Below are 17195 nucleotides of genomic sequence, written 5' to 3'. Positions count from 1 at the left end.
CGTGAGCAAACTTATGAAAAATAAAAATATCCTGTCGTCACTGAGCTTGGCGATACTTATCTCATTAACAGGTGTCATCGCACCTAATGCTGTTGCATCATCAACACCAGCAACAGAGCAAGCTGAACCAGAGAAAGGTCCACACCGTGGGCGCATGTTACGAGATGGTGATTTTGCAATAGAGCTATCTATTTTTGAAACAGGTGTGCCACCAGAATTTCGAGTTTGGGCGACTAATGATGGACAGCCTATCGATCCAAAGAAAGTCGATTTAAACGTAAAATTAATTCGCTTAGGCGATGGTACTGATGATATTAACTTTAATGCCCAAGGTGATTTTCTTCGCGGTGATATGGTCATTTATGAGCCTCACTCTTTTGTTGTTGCCATTGAAGCCACTTATCAGGGTAAAAAGTACAATTGGCGATATGACAACTTCGAAGGTCGCACCACGATTGAACAGGCAGTTGCCGATGCAATGGAAATCAACACTGAAATTGCAGGCCCTGCGACCATTCATCAAACCATTCCCGCTTATGGCAAATTAAGTTTACCTGTGGACGCTAAGCGAAACATTGCTGCCCGTTTTGATGGTGAAATCACCAAGTTACATGTCAATTACGGTGAAACTGTTAAACAAGGCCAAACGCTGTTCACAGTAGAGAGTAATGAAAGTCTTAAACCCTACGTTATTAAATCGCCCACTAACGGTGTTGTTACCCAGTTATTCGCAAACGCGGGTGAGCAAACGGGTGGTAGAACCTTACTGACCATTACTAATTTTAATCGCCATATTGCCAAATTAGCGGTTTATCCTTCGGATTATTCCAAGGTGAAACTGGAAACGCCAGTAACGTTAAACGTTGAAGGTCATGAGGAAACCCTAGCAGGTAAGGTGTCATTTATTGAGCCTAGCGTGAGAGATGATCAGGCAAGAATAGTTTGGGTCGAATTAGCTGATGGCCTGTTTTCTGAAGGCAGTTTTGTTAAAGCTGACATAGAAATTGCCACTATTGATGTGCCACTGGCAGTTAAACGTGTGGGCTTGCAAGGCTTTAGAGATTTTACTGTCGTTTACGCCAAAGTGGGTGAGCAGTATGAAGTTCGTATGCTTGAGTTAGGCCGCGCTGGAGGCGAATGGATTGAAGTATTAGGTGGCTTAAAAGCGGGAACCGAATACGTGACCGACAATAGCTACATCTTAAAAGCCGACATTGAAAAGTCTGGCGCATCACACGATCACTAGGAGTGTAACAATGTTGGAGTCAATTTTACGCTTTTCAATAAAGCGCAAATTCCTTGTGATGGTGATGGTGTTAGCGGTTTCAGGTCTAGGTATTTGGAATTTTACCAAACTACCGATTGATGCAGTGCCCGATATCACCAATGTGCAGGTAATGATCAATACCGAAGCGGCTGGTTTTACTCCGTTAGAAGTTGAGCAAAGGGTAACCTTTCCGTTAGAGACCGCGTTGTCGGGTTTACCGGGGTTGATCTATACCCGCTCAGTTTCTCGTTATGGCCTATCTCAAGTGGTTGCAATATTCAGTGATGATACTGATGTCTATTTTGCCCGTCAGCTTGTTAATGAGCGTTTATCAGCGGCACGCGCTGAATTACCGCTGGGCTTAGAGCCTCAACTTGGGCCAATTGCGACAGGTCTTGGTGAAATATTCATGTTCACCGTTGATGCTGAGCCTGATGCTACACATGCTGATGGCACGCCTATTACACCAACGGATTTACGCACCGTACATGACTGGACAATAAGACCACAGTTAATGCGGGTTCCGGGTGTAGTAGAAGTGAACCCGATAGGGGGATTTGAGCGTGAAATATTAGTCGCTTTCAAACCTGAAAAGTTACTTGCTTTTGGGCTGTCACAAGCCGATGTGGTTGATGCAATTTCGCAAAACAACCAAAACCAAGGTGCAGGCTTTATTGAGCAAAATGGCGCGCAGTGGTTGTTAAGGCTGCCCGGTCAGGTTACTGATATGACTGCCATTGGTAATATTCCGCTTAAGTCGGTTGATGGTTCATCAATTTATATAAAAGACGTAGCCGATATTGAAAACGGCAAAGGGCTAAGAACTGGTGCTGCTACACAAAATGGTCGTGAAGTGGTAATGAGTACTGTGTTCATGCTTATTGGTGAAAACAGCCGCACCGTTGCCCATGCAGTGGGAGAAAAGCTCAAGGAAATTAACGCCACTTTGCCAGAAGGTATTGTCGCAACTGCTGTTTATGACCGTACTAAATTAGTAGATAAAACCCTCAAAACAGTTCAACTTAACCTGACCGAAGGGGCGATACTGGTAATCGTTGTACTCTTTGTTCTTTTAGGTAACTTTAGAGCCGCATTCTTAACTGCCTTAGTGATCCCTTTTGCCATGTTAATGACAGTGACAGGTATGGTACAAACTCGTGTGAGTGCAAACCTGATGAGTTTAGGCGCGTTAGATTTTGGCTTGTTAGTCGATGGTGCCATTATCATTGTAGAAAATTGCCTTCGCAGGCTAAGTCAGGCGGGGAGCAGTCCTCTGCCGCTAAAAGAACGTATGGAACTCGTGTTCGAAGCAACAAAAGAAGTCATACGCCCAGCGCTATTTGGTGTGTTTATTATCACCGCTGTTTACTTACCAATTTTTGCCCTAGAAGGTGTTGAAGGTAAGATGTTCCACCCTATGGCGATCACCGTGGTTATCGCTTTACTTAGCGCTATGGTGTTATCGGTTACCTTTGTACCTGCTATGGTTGCCTTGTTATTTAAAAAGCCTGTGAAAGAAAAACACAGCCCAATAATTCGTGGTGCTGCTGTTCTGTATAAACCAGCATTGAACTGGGTATTAAAAGCCCGTTGGTTAGTGGTTGTAGCCGCAACAGTATTAGTGGGTTTGTCAGGTTATCAGGCAACTAAGCTAGGTAGTGAATTTGCGCCTAATTTGGATGAAGGTGATATTGCCATGCACGCGCTGCGGATTCCGGGTACATCACTGTCTCAAGCAATCGCGCTTCAGGAATCCTTAGAAGATAAAATTAAACAAATGCCAGAAGTTGAGCGCGTTTTTGCCAAAATAGGAACGGCCGATGTTGCAACCGATGCCGTGCCGCCAAGTGTCGCTGATAACTTTATTATCTTGAAACCTCGCGAGTTATGGCCTGATCCTGACAAAACTAAAGTACAAATCGTAGAAGAGCTAGCCGCGCTAGTAGAGCCAATTCCGGGTAACCGCTATGAGTTTTTACAGCCAATACAAATGCGTTTCAACGAATTATTGGCAGGGGTCAGAGCTGAACTTGCGATAAAAGTGTTTGGTGATGACTTTGATACGTTGACCACGTTAGGCGATGAGATAGAGGGTGCAATCTCTCAGGTTGAAGGTGCTGTAGATATACAAGTTGAGCAAACTACTGGGTTACCTATGCTTAATCTTGTACCAAATCGTGAAAAACTGATGCAGTTTGGCATTAACATCAGCCAAGTACAGTCTCAAGTGGCAACGGCTATGGGCGGTACAATCGCAGGTAAGTTTTATCAAGGCGATGTCCGTTCTGATATTGTAGTGCGTCTTGCAGAGTCTAAACGTAATGATATCGATTCATTACCTTATTTACCGATAACTTTGGCTGATGGACATTCAGTACCGCTTAAAGAATTAGTTGATATTGAGTTGATATCTGGTGCAAACCAAATTAACCGTGAAAATGGTAAACGGAGAGTGGTGGTAACTGCCAATGTTCGCGGAAGAGACTTAGGAAGTTTCGTTGGTGATATTAAAACGGTTATTGAAGAAAACGTAGAAGTTCCAGCAGGCTACTGGGTGGAATATGGCGGCACTTATCAAAAACTGCAATCCGCTTCAGAGCGCCTGAGTATTGTTGTACCTGTCACTTTAATCATGATTGTTGGTTTGTTAATCCTCGCACTTAACTCATTTAAAGATGCCATGATCATCTTTACGGGGGTTCCGCTCGCATTAACTGGTGGTATTGCAGCGCTGTTACTACGTGATATTCCATTCTCAATTTCGGCAGCGGTTGGCTTTATTGCCTTATCGGGCATCGCCATCTTAAATGGACTGGTTATGGTGTCGTTTATTAGAGAGCTGCGCAAAGATGGGCTGGCACTTGATAAAGCAATCTTTGACGGTGCGCTGACGCGTCTTCGACCTGTGTTAACAACGGCACTCGTTGCATCATTAGGTTTTATTCCTATGGCGCTAAATACGGGCATAGGCTCAGAGGTTCAGCGGCCTCTAGCAACAGTGGTCATTGGCGGCATTATTTCGTCAACGATTTTGACCCTGTTTGTCATTCCTGCCTTGTATAGAATTTTACATAAAGAAAAGGAGTCTATTTTGACTGATGTTGAAGTATTGGAGTCACAAGATGCCAAGTAACATGATTAAAGTACTGACCTATCTGACGATTGCGCTGTTAGCGCTTATCAGTGTTGAAGCTTTGGCTCACGGAGTTGATGACAAAACCAGAGCGTTTTTAGAGCAAAATACGGGTGTTCAGTTTATTCCATTCTTATACATAGGCGCTAAGCATATGATAACGGGCTATGACCATTTGTTGTTTTTAGTCGGTGTTATCTTCTTCTTATATCGCAGCCGTGACATACTTTTGTACGTCACTATGTTTACTATCGGACATAGCACAACATTGCTATTTGGCGTGTTAAGCGATATTCAAGTTAATGCTTATTTAATTGATGCCATTATCGGTTTTTCTGTAATTTATAAGGGCTTCGATAATCTAGGTGGCTTTAAGCGTTGCTTTAATTGGCAACCTAATACCCAATGGGCGGTGCTGATTTTTGGTCTGTTTCATGGCTTTGGTTTAGCAACCAAGTTACAAGAATTCAGCCTTCCGGATGATGGCTTAGTGACCAATTTAATTGCGTTTAATATTGGTGTCGAGCTTGGTCAATTTGCGGCACTTGCACTGATACTTATTTTGATAAATGCGTGGCGAAAATTACCGTCATTCCAACGATTTTCAACAATTACCAATGGCGCATTAATGAGCGCTGGTGTGATGTTGATGGGCTATCAACTTACAGGTTATTTCGTTATTTAATTGATTCAATCAATAGAAATACGCGACAAATTAGAGAAAACAAAAAGAGAATCTTATGCAACATACAGTTAGTACCAAAACACTCGTTAAAGCGAGTATCTCAGCAGTCGTCGTCGCGGCTATTACTCTGGTTACCTTTATCTTACCAGCAGAGTACAACATCGATCCGACAGGTCTCGGTGGCAAGTTAGGTTTAACAGCACTTGCACAAGCGGCTGAAATGGAAACAACGTCATTAGAGACGACTAAAGGCACCGATGAGTTTCAAACAATAGAAGTGACCGTTCCAGCGGGACGTGGCATTGAATATAAATTCTATATGAAACAGCATGAAAAAATGACCTATGAATGGTTAACCGATGGTGCTTCATTGTACTTCGATTTACATGGTGAGCCTGAAGGCGACACAACGGGATATTTTGAAAGCTACACCATTGCTACAGCTAATGAAATGAAAGGCAGCTATACCACGCCATTTACTGGCTCTCATGGTTGGTACTGGAAAAACAAATCAGATAAGTCTGTTTCTATACAGCTACTGGTTAAAGGGCAATATGAAGTTATTGGCCTTAAACAATAACGACTTGAAACTTAATATCAGATATTTAATGGGAACTAAAATGAACAAACTAATATCAATTGTTGCACTTTGTGGTGCCTTGCTTACTGGTAACGTACAAGCTCATGGTGATCATGGGGTTATCAGCGGTCAGAAAGCAATTAGCATTTCTGCCACCTTGATCAAAAAGATGACATTTAAAGACGCGGGTTTTGAAGTTGGTAAGTTAGATGAGTCATGGAAGAATATTGATAAATCTCAACTTTCGATTGCTAATGTTGAAGACAATTTTTACGTTGTTAGTGCGTCTAATCCTAGCAATGAAAATAAGCTTTATTTCCAAATTGCTAAAAACGGTCGTGTTATCGCTGTTAAAGGTAAAAACGATTTTTAACAAAATAAAAAGGCACCTTTTGATACAAGCTTGAGGTGCTTTTATTTTTGTATTTAAAGTCCGCTATTGGCACACAGCGGACATAGCTTCGTCGAATTTTAACTATTAAGTTTTTATCCTACACAATATTACGTTTGCCACTTTTACCAACTAACCATACTCTTCAAACCTCGTGTCAACGCACAGGTTGTTAACTGCAGTTGACAAACCCCGGGGTAGTTACATACACACAACACCTCGATAATGACGAAGCCATTCAAGCATATTTGGATGCATGCGTGGAGGAATCTGATGGAGATCCGACATTTTCAACTATCGCTAAGGTGGCATCTGCACTTGGTTTAACGTTAACCTTGCAGCCTAAATCAACGAGCACATACTAAGCTAACTTTATCCGTAATCTTTTTCCTACAGCCAATGTGTAATCCCCCCGAAAAATCGGGGGGATTACACGATGAAGCACAACGTTTATTGAATGAGTTACCTAAGCATCTGCGGTTGATGGCTCAATTTTCACTGGCTACAGGTTTGCGTCAGTCGAATGTGAGTTATCTACGGTGGGATCAAGTGGACTTAGAACGTGGTTTTGCGTGGATTCATCCTGATCAATCAAAATCAGGAAAGGCGATAAACGTGCCACTCAATAACGATGCTTTATCGGTGTTGCAAGAAGTGCAGGGCGACGATGTTCACTATTGTTTTGTGTATCAAGGCAAACCAGTTGAGCGCACATCAACCAAAGCATGGCATGCAGCGTTAAAACGAGCGGGTATTGAAAATTTTCGTTGGCACGATTTACGCCATACATGGGCAAGCTGGCATGTTCAACGCGGCACAAGCTTACAAGAGTTGCAGGAGCTTGGCGGTTGGTCATCGTATGAGATGGTACTGCGGTACGCTCACCTTGCGAGTCATCATTTGAAACGGGTGGCGGGCAATGTGGATGGTACAACTGGTACAAATCTGGTACAAAGCCAGAAAAAGAAAAGCCCCGCTATTTCTAGCGAGGCCTTATCAATAATGGTGCGGAGGCGGGAATCGAAAAGTTTTGATAAAAACCTGTTTTTAAAGATTAAAATCAATCGGAATAAAAAGCGTGTGACTTAGCGTGTTACTAAATCTCAGCCCAGTCTAACGCCAACCATATACAATGATCCCCATGCCTGTGAGCACAAACGCCGTCCCAATCAGGTCGAAGCTGGATAAAGGCGATTTATCGACAATTCGCAGCCAGACTATGGCAGTTAATACGTAAATACCGCCGTAGGCTGCGTAAACGCGCCCGCTTTCCGCTGGATGAAGTGTTAATAAGTAAGCAAATAAGGCTAAGCTCATTGCCGCCGGAATGAGTAACCAAACAGAATGACCCTCTTTGAGCCATAAGTAGGGTAAATAGCAACCGACAATTTCAGCAACTGCGGTGGCAATAAATAACCCGAGTGTTTTTAATAAAAATAATGCACTCATTATCAGTTGTCCCTACAGGCTTCATCAGGATCTTCTAGTTCTACCGTTGTATGGCTTAAAGCATAGGGCGCAAGGACGTCATCGATGCGCTGTTTTAAATCGCTACGGGCCTCGATATCAAGGTTTTTAGATAACACCAAATGAACGGTTAATACATGCTCCTCGCCGTCTAGTGACCAAAAATGCAAATGGTGTAGGTCAGCAATATGAGGTAGCTCCAGTAAAGCGTCCGCGACTTGTCTGTAGGTGTCTTTGTCTGGCGTGGCCTGTATGAAGAGTTTCAGCGTTGCCCACAGGTTGCGCAGTACATTCACTAAAATAAACATCGTAAAACCAATCGACAGTAGCGGATCGAGAATTGGCCAATCCACAAACAGCAAAGCAATACCAACGATTAGTACAGCAACCCAGCCGAGAACATCTTCCAGCAAGTGCCAGTTAATAACGCGTTCGTTTAACGTTTTACCTTCTGACAATTTGTAAGCCGCAAAGCCATTAACCACAATGCCAAGTACCGCCAACGCAATCATGCCATCAGCCACGGGCATTTGTTGGTTCCAGAGCCTGGGAATTGCTTCTACAAGTACCCAGGCAGAGCCTGCGATTAAAACAACGGCATTGATAAATGCACCGGCAAGATTCAGTCGCTTATAACCGTAGGTAAAGTGTTGGTTAGCCTGTTTTTTGCCCAGCTTATTAAGTACCCACGCCAGGCCAAGCGACAAGCTATCGCCAAGATCATGAACGGCATCAGCTAAAATGGCGGTACTGTTGGTAAGAAAGCCACCAATAAACTCGATAATGGTGAAAACAAAGTTAAGAACAAATGCCCACCCTAATCGGTTGGACGGCATGTCCTTTGAGTGATCATGGTTATGGTGATGCCCCATAATACGTTCCTCTTTGTAGTAGAAGGGGCGGCAATAACCGCCCCCTTAAGTGCTGAACCCTAACGGCTCAGATCCTTAATTTTTTGTTTCGAAAACCAAGGATAGAGCACGGGTAAGATAACCAGTGTTAGCAATGTCGCAGACACCAAACCGCCAACAATGACGGTGGCCAATGGACGCTGAATTTCAGCGCCTGCGCCGGTTGCAAACAGCATGGGAATGAGTCCTAACGCTGAGGTTATTGCCGTCATTAATACCGGGCGTAGTCGAGACCATGCGCCATCAAACACGGCATCATTAACTGCATGCCCATCGGTTATTCTCTGGTTTATACTTTCGACCAGAACCACACCGTTTAGTACCGCCACACCAAACAGTGTGATGAAACCCACGGCGCTGGGCACCGATAAGTACTGTCCTGACACATAGAGTGCCACAATACCACCGATGACTGCCAACGGTACATTCACCAAAATCAACATGGCTTGACCCATGGTGCCGAAAGCAAAATAAAGCAGCAGGGCGATGAGTGCCAGCGATATGGGAACGACAATGGACAAGCGCTCCTGTGCTCGTTGTTGACTTTCGAACTGGCCACCAATGTCGACTGAGTAACCGGTTGGTAAATCCACCTTCTCGTCAATCGCCTTCCTAATATCGGCAACCACGCTGCCCATGTCACGACCCTGAACGTTCGATTGAATTACAACGCGACGCTGTACATCATCACGACGGATTTGCGGTGGTCCTGATTCAATTGCAACGTTGGCGACTTCGCCTAAGGTTACCCAGGCCCCCGAGGGAGTTAACAAGCGTAACGAGCGAATAGACTCCGGCGTATCGCGGAATTGCTTGGCCAACCGCACGTAAATATCATAGCGCTCATTACCGCGAATGATCTGGCCTGCCGAAGCGCCACCCAAGCCATTGTCGACAACGCTAAGTACATCGGAGACATTTAAGCCGTAGCGTGAGAGTTGTTGGCGTTTCGGCGAAACCACCAGTTGTGCTTCACCTTTTATTTGCTCCATCGCTACTGCAACGGCCCCGTCAACCTGCTTGACGGCACTTTCTATTTCCTGGCCTTTACGGGCCAACACGTCAAGCTCGGGTCCAAATAGTTTGATGGCTAGCTGCGATTTTACACCTGAGAGCAGTTCATCAACCCGTGTTGCAATAGGTTGTGAAAAATTAAACAACAAGCCTGGGTGATCATCTAGTTTTGCCTCCATTTTTTCTTGTAAGGCGTAGCGATCCGATGCTGTTGTCCATTCAGACTGCGGCTTAAGACCCACATATATCTCGATGTTGCTGATAGGCTCTGGATCGCCGCCCACTTCGGCTCGTCCAATGCGGCTGAGTGCGTAGGTGGTTTCCGGGAACGACATCAGGATTTTTTCAAGCTTCGGAGCCACCTCTAAGGCCGTTTCAAGGTTAGAGGAGGGGGCTAATGTCACGCGAATATTAATCGTGCCTTCTTCCAGTTCGGGCGCAAACTCTGTGCCGAGACGAGGCACTAACACCAAAGCGCCGACAAACAGCACACCGGCCAGGGCAATAACAGCCTTTTTACTGCGTAACGCCACCGATAATAGTCTTTTATAACCATTATCTAGTGGTTTAAGCAGCTTATTTTCACGAGGCTTAATACCCCGACTGAAAAAGTAACTGGCTAATGCCGGTACAACCATGATGGCCACAAAAACCGCGGAGATAATGGCCAGCATAATACTGATAGCCATGGGCTCAAATAATTTAGCTTCAACACCCTGAAAACTAAACAGTGGCATAAAGACCACCAAGATAATCATGGCGGCAAAGAATACCGGTCGTGCCACTTCGTTAGCCGCTTCCTTAACTCGCAGCTTGATACCATGACTATCGAGTTTGGCTGCCTGAGGATCCGGGTCGCGGTGCTCTGTGCGTTGCTCGGCGTCGTCTTGGTGTTCACTATCCGGACGACTTAAGTGCTTAAAGATATTTTCAACCATCACCACGGAGCCGTCGACCAGCATACCAATGGCAACAGCAATCCCGCCCAGCGACATCAGGTTAGCCGACATGCCCATCGCGGACATTACCATCAGGGCAATGGCGATAGAAACGGGAATGGACAGTAACACTAAAAAAGTAGCGCGTATGTTGAGCAAAAACAGTGCTAATACTGCGATAATAAACACAAAGGCAATGAGCAGTGAATACGCGACCGTAGATACGGCTTTTTGTATTAAATCGGCCTGATCATAATACGGCTCAAAGGTAACACCCTCGGGTAATGCTTGCTGAATAAGCGGAATGCGCTTTTTAATACCGTCGATGGTGGCTTTGGTATTCGAGCCCATGCGTTTGAGCACAATACCCGACACCACTTCGCCCAACTGGTTGACCTCGCCGTCGACTTTACGCGACATTGAGACCGCCCCCTGGCGAATTTCACTGCCGATTTCGACGTCGGCAACCTGTCCCAGTGTTACGGAAACGCCGTCAACGGTTTTGAGCGGTATTTGTCGTATTTGTTGCAGGCCTTTTTTACCGCTATCCAACCAGCCGGTGCCGCGAATAACCAACTGCTCCTGACCGCGGGGCATATACCAACCACCAACGTTACCGTTATTCTTGTTGACCGCGCCCATGACGTCTTGCTGGGTAAGGTCGTAAGACAGCAGCTTGGCGGGATTGAGGTTAACCTGATATTGCTTAACTTCACCGCCAAAGGACAAGACTTCGGTAATTCCCTCAACGGGCATCAGTAGCAGTTTAACCACATAGTCGTTAAGACTGCGTAGCTCCATGCTACTGACACCAGAGCCCGGCTCGGCAAGTAGCAGATACTGATAAACCTGGCCGAGACCGGAAGAGTTAGGGCCCATTTCGGGCGTGCCGACTCCCTCTGGAATCAACTCCTTTGCCGCTTGCAGCCGCTCGAATACCAGTTGCCGGGCAAAGTAGATATCGACACTCTCGTCAAATACCACGGTAATGCCCGATAAACCTGTTTTTGAGATTGACCGAACTTCTTTGACGTCGGGCAGGGCATACATCACCGACTCTATCGGATAGGTAATAAGCTGCTCGACTTCGGTCGCTGCTAATCCTGGTGCTTCCGTATTTACCGTTACCTGAACGTTGGTAACATCGGGAAAGGCATCCAGATTAAGTTTGGGAATAATAAAAAATGACGCAATGCTGATGCTGAATAAAGCCAATACCAATAACAGGCGATTGGCGACAGCAAACTGAATAATGCGCTGAAACATACAACCTCCTGTTAGTGGTTATGTGGGTCAAAACCGCCTTTAGCGATTTGTGAGCGAACGAAAAACGCGCCGTTGTCTACGTATTTTGTGCCTTCCTTAACGCCTCGAATAACTTTCCACGGACCCTTTTCATCAACCAATTCGACTTTCTTCGGTTCAAACTTTCCGGGTTCGTGCTCAATGAATATCTGCCAGTCACCATCAGGGGCCCGCATTAAGGCTGAGTCCTTAACTGCAAGCACCGGTCCATCCGACTTGACTGAGAAATAAACATCCGCAAATAAACCAGGGTGTAATTGGTCCTTTTCGTTATTTACCGCAAGTCGTACCGTTCGGGTGCGGGTTTTATGGTCTATTGTGTGGCCTTCCTGAATGACTTTTGCCGCAAAGCGCTGATTGTCGACACTCACTGTAACAGGATCACCAAACTGCACACTAAGGTCAGCTGAGCCTGGTAGACGAGCATTAACCCACAAGGTTTCTTCTTGCAGCACTTCAACCAAGTGGTTACCGGCATTGACTGGCTGACCCTGCTTGAAGTTATCGCTAACCACAATCCCGCCAATTTCTGAGGTCAGTTGGTATTCGCCGATAGGGTAGTCAGGTTTACTTAAACGCTTAATATCACTGGCTGACATACCAAATGCTTTGAGTTGCGCTTGCGCTGAGGTAAAGGCGTTTTTCGCTTCGACAAAGCGTTTTTCACCCACCGTTGACTCACCGAGTGACTGCACGCGTTGCCATTCGTTAAGTGTGACCAAATACTGACTTTGCGCCTCCGCCATGGTGGCGCTGAAGAGGGTTGCCAGTGGCTCACCTTTTTCGACGTGATCGCCAATACTGACAAAACGTTTGAGAACGGTCGAATCGATGCGCGGACTCACGATATAGCTATTAAAGTCGTTAGCAACCACCTCGCCCGGGGCATAAACCGGATATTCAATGACTTGAGTTTGCAAGGTTCGCGTGGTGATATCTGCCATGGATAGCTGCTTGCTGGATAGCTCCACGCCTGAGCTTTCCTTATGTTCACCTTGCTCGTGTTTGCCTTCTTCCTTGTGGGTATCTTCTTTTTCGTCGTGTCCGTGTTCATCCTGCGCCATAACCGAAAAGCTCAGCGCAAGTGCTATTGCTGCGTATAAAGGTTTTACTGACATCGTTTACTCTCCAATCTCTGCGTTTGTTGGCTGGCTTAACGGCGATAACGTCAGCGCTTTACTGAGTTCGCCCGAACGGTACAACCATTCAATGGCGGCCAACCGATATTGTGTTTGCAGCGCTATCCCTGCAAATTGGCTATCGAGCTGCTGTTGCACAGCGGTGAGGTAGTCTGTGGTGGATAGGTCACCGGCGAGCCAGGACTGCTCAATCACCTGCATCGACTCATCCTGCCGAGATTGAAAGTCTTTTTGCCAGCTTTGCCACTGTTTTTTCACAAAACGATAATTGTTAAGAGATGATTTCAGTGCTGCTTGCCATTGTTGCCTTAGTGCAATCAAACGTTTTTCTTCAGCAACAGCTTCGCTATTGGCTGCGCGTACCGCATCGCTGTAGTTATTGCGAATCTGTAGTGGAATGCTGAATGATAAGCCAACTACTGTTTCGTTATCGCTCTCGCCCGCTTCGACGCCTATGGTTGGGTTGGCGGTGGTTAACGAGCGTTTCCAGTCGACATCGGCGCGCTTTAATTGCCATTGCAGGTAAGCGGCTTTTAACGCTGGATGTTGTTGCCAGCGAGCCGTTAACGCAGGTTCAACGTTAAATAGCTCCTCATTCACGGAGAGTTGAGCGACGTCAATCGTGGTTAGCAGAGCGTTTAACTCTGCTTCAGCGGATTGCAGCTGTTGATAAGCCGCTGCCGTTTGTTGCAGTTGCCGACTTAGTGCGAGTACCGTCAGTTGTTCGTCGACGGCACCTAAGTCACCGGCTTTACGTCGTTCGGCAACCAAGCTTATCGCCTGTTTAACGATTTTCTCTTGTTGCTCGGCCAGTGCGTAACGCTGTTTTGCATCCAGCCATTGCACATAGGCATTCAACAGAGTTTTAGCATGCGATGTCGCCGACTGGCGATAAATACTCACTGCCATAGCCGTCATGGCGTCACTCTGACTGGCTCTTGCTTCATTGCGAGTGCTCCAGTCCAGCGTTTGGCTTAGACCAACAGCGTAATTATTGATGTCACCCTCACGCTCCAAGCGTGACGATAAGCTAGGGTTGTACAAAGGCTGGTTTAATTGCTTGCCCTGTTGAATCAGCGCTTCAGCCTGCTGTTGAGCGGCTTCAACACTGGGGTGTTGCTGCACAGTTTGTTGCCATTGCTCGGGCAACTGTTGTGCATTGGCGTAGCTTGAACTTATTGCCAGACTTACGGCAACAAGCAAGCGTTTGCTATGTGTCGAAAACGGACCCATAGATAGACTCCTCAGTCATATTACTGCGTAAAATAACGATTTAGTTGCGCTGCTAAAGCAGCGTATTAGGCAGTTATGAGGAGATGGGAGGCCGGAATAGCGGCGATGACAGAGGATTAGTGTAAAACTGGGTGTAACCGGGGCGGGTCACATTCAAGCGGGGTAACGCCAGTGACTTTTCTGACTTCATTGCGTATAGGTGAAATGAGCCATGGCAGTGACAGCAATGGTGGCAATCAAAGCTGATTTCTCCATTTTTCGGAAGACTACGTTTGTCGATGTGGGATTCGTCATGCTCAAAATTGAGGTGTTGCTCAGAAGAGGACTGGTGAGATTGATGCACGTCAGCAACCGCCTGACTGATTTGAGTCAGAACAGCAACAAGCACCAGTATTAAAAATCCCAGTCTAAGCATTATTACCTACGGTTTAAAAAGGCGTCACTACGGTACATTAATTAAAAGCCGTTCTCAATCAAAGCTTGGACTCACCATAATTTAAAAGATATATCATCAACAAGAGTCGTTCTGTTTTGATTACTACTAAGTTCTCAAAATGCAATAACGGGAACAAGCAACCCCCCTAAAAACGGGCTATTTCCCCCTTTATACCCTGTTCAGTACTCAAAGTCACGTTTTACAGCAAAAAAAGGAATTCGGGCATGGCCGAAGTACAAGCGCTTAAACAGCCGGATACCGTGAAGCTGACTAGCTACTTTTGTTACCAACGGAGTAAAGTTGATCTAAGTTAAGATGAGCCTAAAAATTTGGACCACCTTGGAGCTAGTCTGATGGTTTCATATGGAATGCTACTTTGAGCGCCAGCGTGGTAATACGCAGATTTTTGTAGAGTAAAGGAAGCTGCTAGGCAAGCTGAAGCTACCAGCCATCACAAAAGAGTGGTGGTGAAGGAAACTGATAATGATAATTAGTAGATGTTATATAAAGCTAGTGCGTACCTCTAGTCATCATGATTTAAAAGATATATCACTGTGTTGATATCCAATCGAAGTATTCTTCTTTGTAATAGAAATCAGGATAAAATCAAAAATTTTAAGGATTTGTCTTGGGATTTTTTCTTGGAGGAGTATACTGTATGAATGAACAGTAGAGGTGTATATGATAGATAATACAGCCATGTTGCTACAGCCTAATGCCCTAGAAAGTCTAGTTGACACGGTTGATCAGTATAGGACTGATGCTAACCAGTTGCTTGACCAAAGTACACGCGGGCAGAAAGGTCAGTTTATGACTCCTGCTTCTGTTGCTCAAACCTTGTCTGGGATGTTTAGAAATCTAGATGGTGAGGTTCGGGTCCTTGACGCCGGTGCTGGTGGTGGTTCATTAACTGCATCATTGGTGGCGAGAGCGTTGACCGAGTTCGCTCCAACTTCAATTAGCGGCAACGCATGGGAGTTGGAGAACGTTTTAGTGGAGCGCTTGGAGGATTCGTTTGGCCTATGTGAGGAAGCTAGCCAGGAATCCGGCGTAGCTTGGAAGTCACATATAAACCAAATAGACTTTATCGAGCATGCCGTAGAAATAATAAATGATCGAACCAGCGGCAAGACAACTCCTACTTTCAATAAAGCTATTTTAAACCCTCCTTACCTAAAAATTACGGCGTCTAGCCGAGCTCGTGCGAGTTTACGAAGTGTCGGTGTTGAAACCGGAAACTTATATTCATGCTTTGTAGCACTTGCTTTAATGCTTTTGGAGGACGGTGGCGAGCTGGTCGCTATAATTCCGCGCAGTTGTTGTAATGGCCCATATTTCAAAGATTTTCGTCGGGTGTTGCTTGATGGTAATAACTTGAGCAAGATTCATATCTTTGAGAGCCGTACAAAAGCCTTTAAGGGCGATAAGGTGTTACAAGAAAATGTCATCTTTCATATCGTAAAAGGGGAGGAGCAAGGCAACGTTGAGATTACCTCAAGCGCCTGCGCAGATGATCCTAATCCAGTAGTCCGAATAAGCGATTTCAGTGAGGTTGTTAACCCGACTAATCCAGATCGCTTTATACATATAGTGACTAATGACGAGCAAGCTAAAATAGCTACTCGTGTTGGGGGAATGCCGTGTTCATTAGAAGAGCTTGGTGTTACTGCTAGTACAGGGAAGGTAGTTGATTTTCGGACTAAGCCGAACTTACGGCGTGACCCCAGCTCCGATACTGTGCCATTAATTTATCCTATGCACTTTAAAAATGGCCTTATCGAATACCCGGAGGCGAATCGATAAGATCTAATAACTTATTGTTTTATAGTGGATAAAAAATATTAAGATTCAAGCGTGTTACTTACCTTGTTACTAAAACTTCAGCTTTAGTTTTTTGATTGAAAGCTTTTTCACAAATGAATCTTTTAACTTTTTGGCTATGCCCAATACTCGCTTAACACGTTGAACATAGCTATAGTGGTCTGCAACTTGTGAACGTGTAGTGGCAAATAAATTCGTGCTTCTGATCAGAGATGAAAAGCTATACTTGTTGCTTTGGTTAAAGTGAATTAGCTATTTATCAACATTTTTCCATGGGCCGAACGCTATAAAGTAAAGAAGAATGATATTTGCGATAGGGATAACAATCAGAAGACCCAATGGACCAGGGTAGCCAACTCGTTGGCAGATACGCCATGCGGGAACAATAAAAATAGCTCCCACAATCAGCATCCATAGAAAGCCCATACCTGCGAACATTTCGTGATTCATCATTATCTGCTCCTTATTTGACATGCGTTAAAATGACGTTAGACTGTAGTTTATTAAATTGCAAAAAGCAGGGTGCTCGTGCTAATTCGAATTCTGTTATTAATGACAGTGCTATTGGTGTCGATGTCGTTTTCGCAAACGGCAGAAGCTCACGCATGTCATGATAACAGCCAAGTGCAGCACAGCATGATGTACGAAGCCGACACAAACGATTGCGAGCATGAGACGCAAAAGCACAACTCGTGCTGTGCTGACATGCCCATTCGGCATTGCTCCGGCGGCTCGGTTTTATTTGTCGGACAGTCTTCTTCGGTTAATGCCGCTGCAGTTAACCTCTCTGCCAAAGTCGATGCGCCCGTTGACACCTCCATTCGTGCTAAACACGCGTCTAATTTATTCCGTCCCCCAATAATTACCGCTTAATA

The 17195-nt window shown here is 45.3% G+C and carries 15 protein-coding genes; 9 read left to right on the top strand and 6 right to left on the bottom strand.

The features are described from left to right. Window positions 1–13 precede the first annotated feature (13 nt). The 6 genes from CWI82_RS06870 to CWI82_RS06840 all read left to right on the top strand — a co-directional run bounded on the left by CWI82_RS06870 (window position 14) and on the right by CWI82_RS06840 (window position 7145). On the top strand, window positions 14–1246 hold the full coding sequence (locus CWI82_RS06870; protein ID WP_130203002.1) for an efflux RND transporter periplasmic adaptor subunit: 1233 nt from the start codon (window positions 14–16) through the stop codon (window positions 1244–1246). Window positions 1247–1256: 10 nt separating this feature from the next. Then, on the top strand, window positions 1257–4400 hold the full coding sequence (locus CWI82_RS06865; protein WP_130203001.1) for an efflux RND transporter permease subunit: 3144 nt from the start codon (window positions 1257–1259) through the stop codon (window positions 4398–4400). 1 nt (window position 4401) lies between these two features. Continuing rightward, on the top strand, window positions 4402–5085 hold the full coding sequence (locus tag CWI82_RS06860) for a HupE/UreJ family protein (RefSeq protein WP_407681424.1): 684 nt from the start codon (window positions 4402–4404) through the stop codon (window positions 5083–5085). A 55-nt stretch (window positions 5086–5140) separates the two neighbouring features. Further along, window positions 5141–5665: a hypothetical protein gene (locus CWI82_RS06855; protein ID WP_123326088.1), complete on the top strand. Its 525-nt coding sequence runs from the start codon at window positions 5141–5143 to the stop codon at window positions 5663–5665. Beyond that, entirely contained in the window at window positions 5640–6038 is a 399-nt protein-coding gene (locus tag CWI82_RS06850; protein WP_325049923.1) for a DUF6488 family protein, read from the top strand. Before CWI82_RS06855 ends, CWI82_RS06850 begins: the two co-directional genes overlap by 26 nt. Window positions 6039–6455: 417 nt before the next feature. Continuing rightward, window positions 6456–7145 (top strand): site-specific integrase, encoded by a 690-nt coding sequence (locus CWI82_RS06840; RefSeq protein ID WP_130203000.1) that lies wholly within the window; start codon window positions 6456–6458, stop codon window positions 7143–7145. Window positions 7146–7169: 24 nt separating this feature from the next. On the opposite strand, the gene CWI82_RS06835 is transcribed toward CWI82_RS06840, so the two are convergent. From CWI82_RS06835 to CWI82_RS06815, 5 genes are read right to left on the bottom strand one after another with little or no spacing between them, the layout of a single operon-like run. Then, a complete protein-coding gene (locus CWI82_RS06835) occupies window positions 7170–7505 on the bottom strand; it encodes a YnfA family protein (protein ID WP_055437776.1) in 336 nt (111 codons plus the stop codon). A 2-nt stretch (window positions 7506–7507) separates the two neighbouring features. Then, window positions 7508–8395 (bottom strand): cation diffusion facilitator family transporter, encoded by an 888-nt coding sequence (locus tag CWI82_RS06830; protein WP_130202999.1) that lies wholly within the window; start codon window positions 8393–8395, stop codon window positions 7508–7510. Between the two features lie 59 nt (window positions 8396–8454). After that, on the bottom strand, window positions 8455–11652 hold the full coding sequence (locus CWI82_RS06825; protein ID WP_092857842.1) for an efflux RND transporter permease subunit: 3198 nt from the start codon (window positions 11650–11652) through the stop codon (window positions 8455–8457). Window positions 11653–11663: 11 nt separating this feature from the next. After that, window positions 11664–12809, bottom strand: coding sequence for an efflux RND transporter periplasmic adaptor subunit (locus CWI82_RS06820; RefSeq protein WP_130202998.1), 1146 nt, complete (start codon window positions 12807–12809; stop codon window positions 11664–11666). A 3-nt stretch (window positions 12810–12812) separates the two neighbouring features. Then, complete coding sequence (locus CWI82_RS06815) at window positions 12813–14063, bottom strand: TolC family protein (RefSeq protein ID WP_130202997.1); 1251 nt, start codon at window positions 14061–14063, stop codon at window positions 12813–12815. 211 nt (window positions 14064–14274) lie between these two features. On the opposite strand from CWI82_RS06815, the gene CWI82_RS06810 reads away from it, so the two are divergent. Then, window positions 14275–14460: a hypothetical protein gene (locus CWI82_RS06810; RefSeq protein ID WP_055437781.1), complete on the top strand. Its 186-nt coding sequence runs from the start codon at window positions 14275–14277 to the stop codon at window positions 14458–14460. 720 nt (window positions 14461–15180) lie between these two features. After that, complete coding sequence (locus CWI82_RS06805) at window positions 15181–16302, top strand: Eco57I restriction-modification methylase domain-containing protein (protein WP_130202996.1); 1122 nt, start codon at window positions 15181–15183, stop codon at window positions 16300–16302. Between the two features lie 270 nt (window positions 16303–16572). Here the strand turns inward: CWI82_RS06805 and CWI82_RS06800 are convergent, their stop codons facing one another. Then, window positions 16573–16773: a hypothetical protein gene (locus CWI82_RS06800; protein WP_006956255.1), complete on the bottom strand. Its 201-nt coding sequence runs from the start codon at window positions 16771–16773 to the stop codon at window positions 16573–16575. Between the two features lie 75 nt (window positions 16774–16848). Between CWI82_RS06800 and CWI82_RS06795 the strand changes: the two genes are divergently transcribed. Beyond that, on the top strand, window positions 16849–17193 hold the full coding sequence (locus CWI82_RS06795; RefSeq protein WP_055437783.1) for a hypothetical protein: 345 nt from the start codon (window positions 16849–16851) through the stop codon (window positions 17191–17193). Window positions 17194–17195 lie beyond the last annotated feature (2 nt).

The organism is Pseudidiomarina tainanensis (genome assembly GCF_004214835.1).
Lineage (GTDB): Bacteria > Pseudomonadota > Gammaproteobacteria > Enterobacterales > Alteromonadaceae > Pseudidiomarina > Pseudidiomarina tainanensis.
The sequence above is the reverse complement of the archived record's forward strand: the minus strand, read 5'-3'. Positions and strand labels throughout refer to the sequence as shown.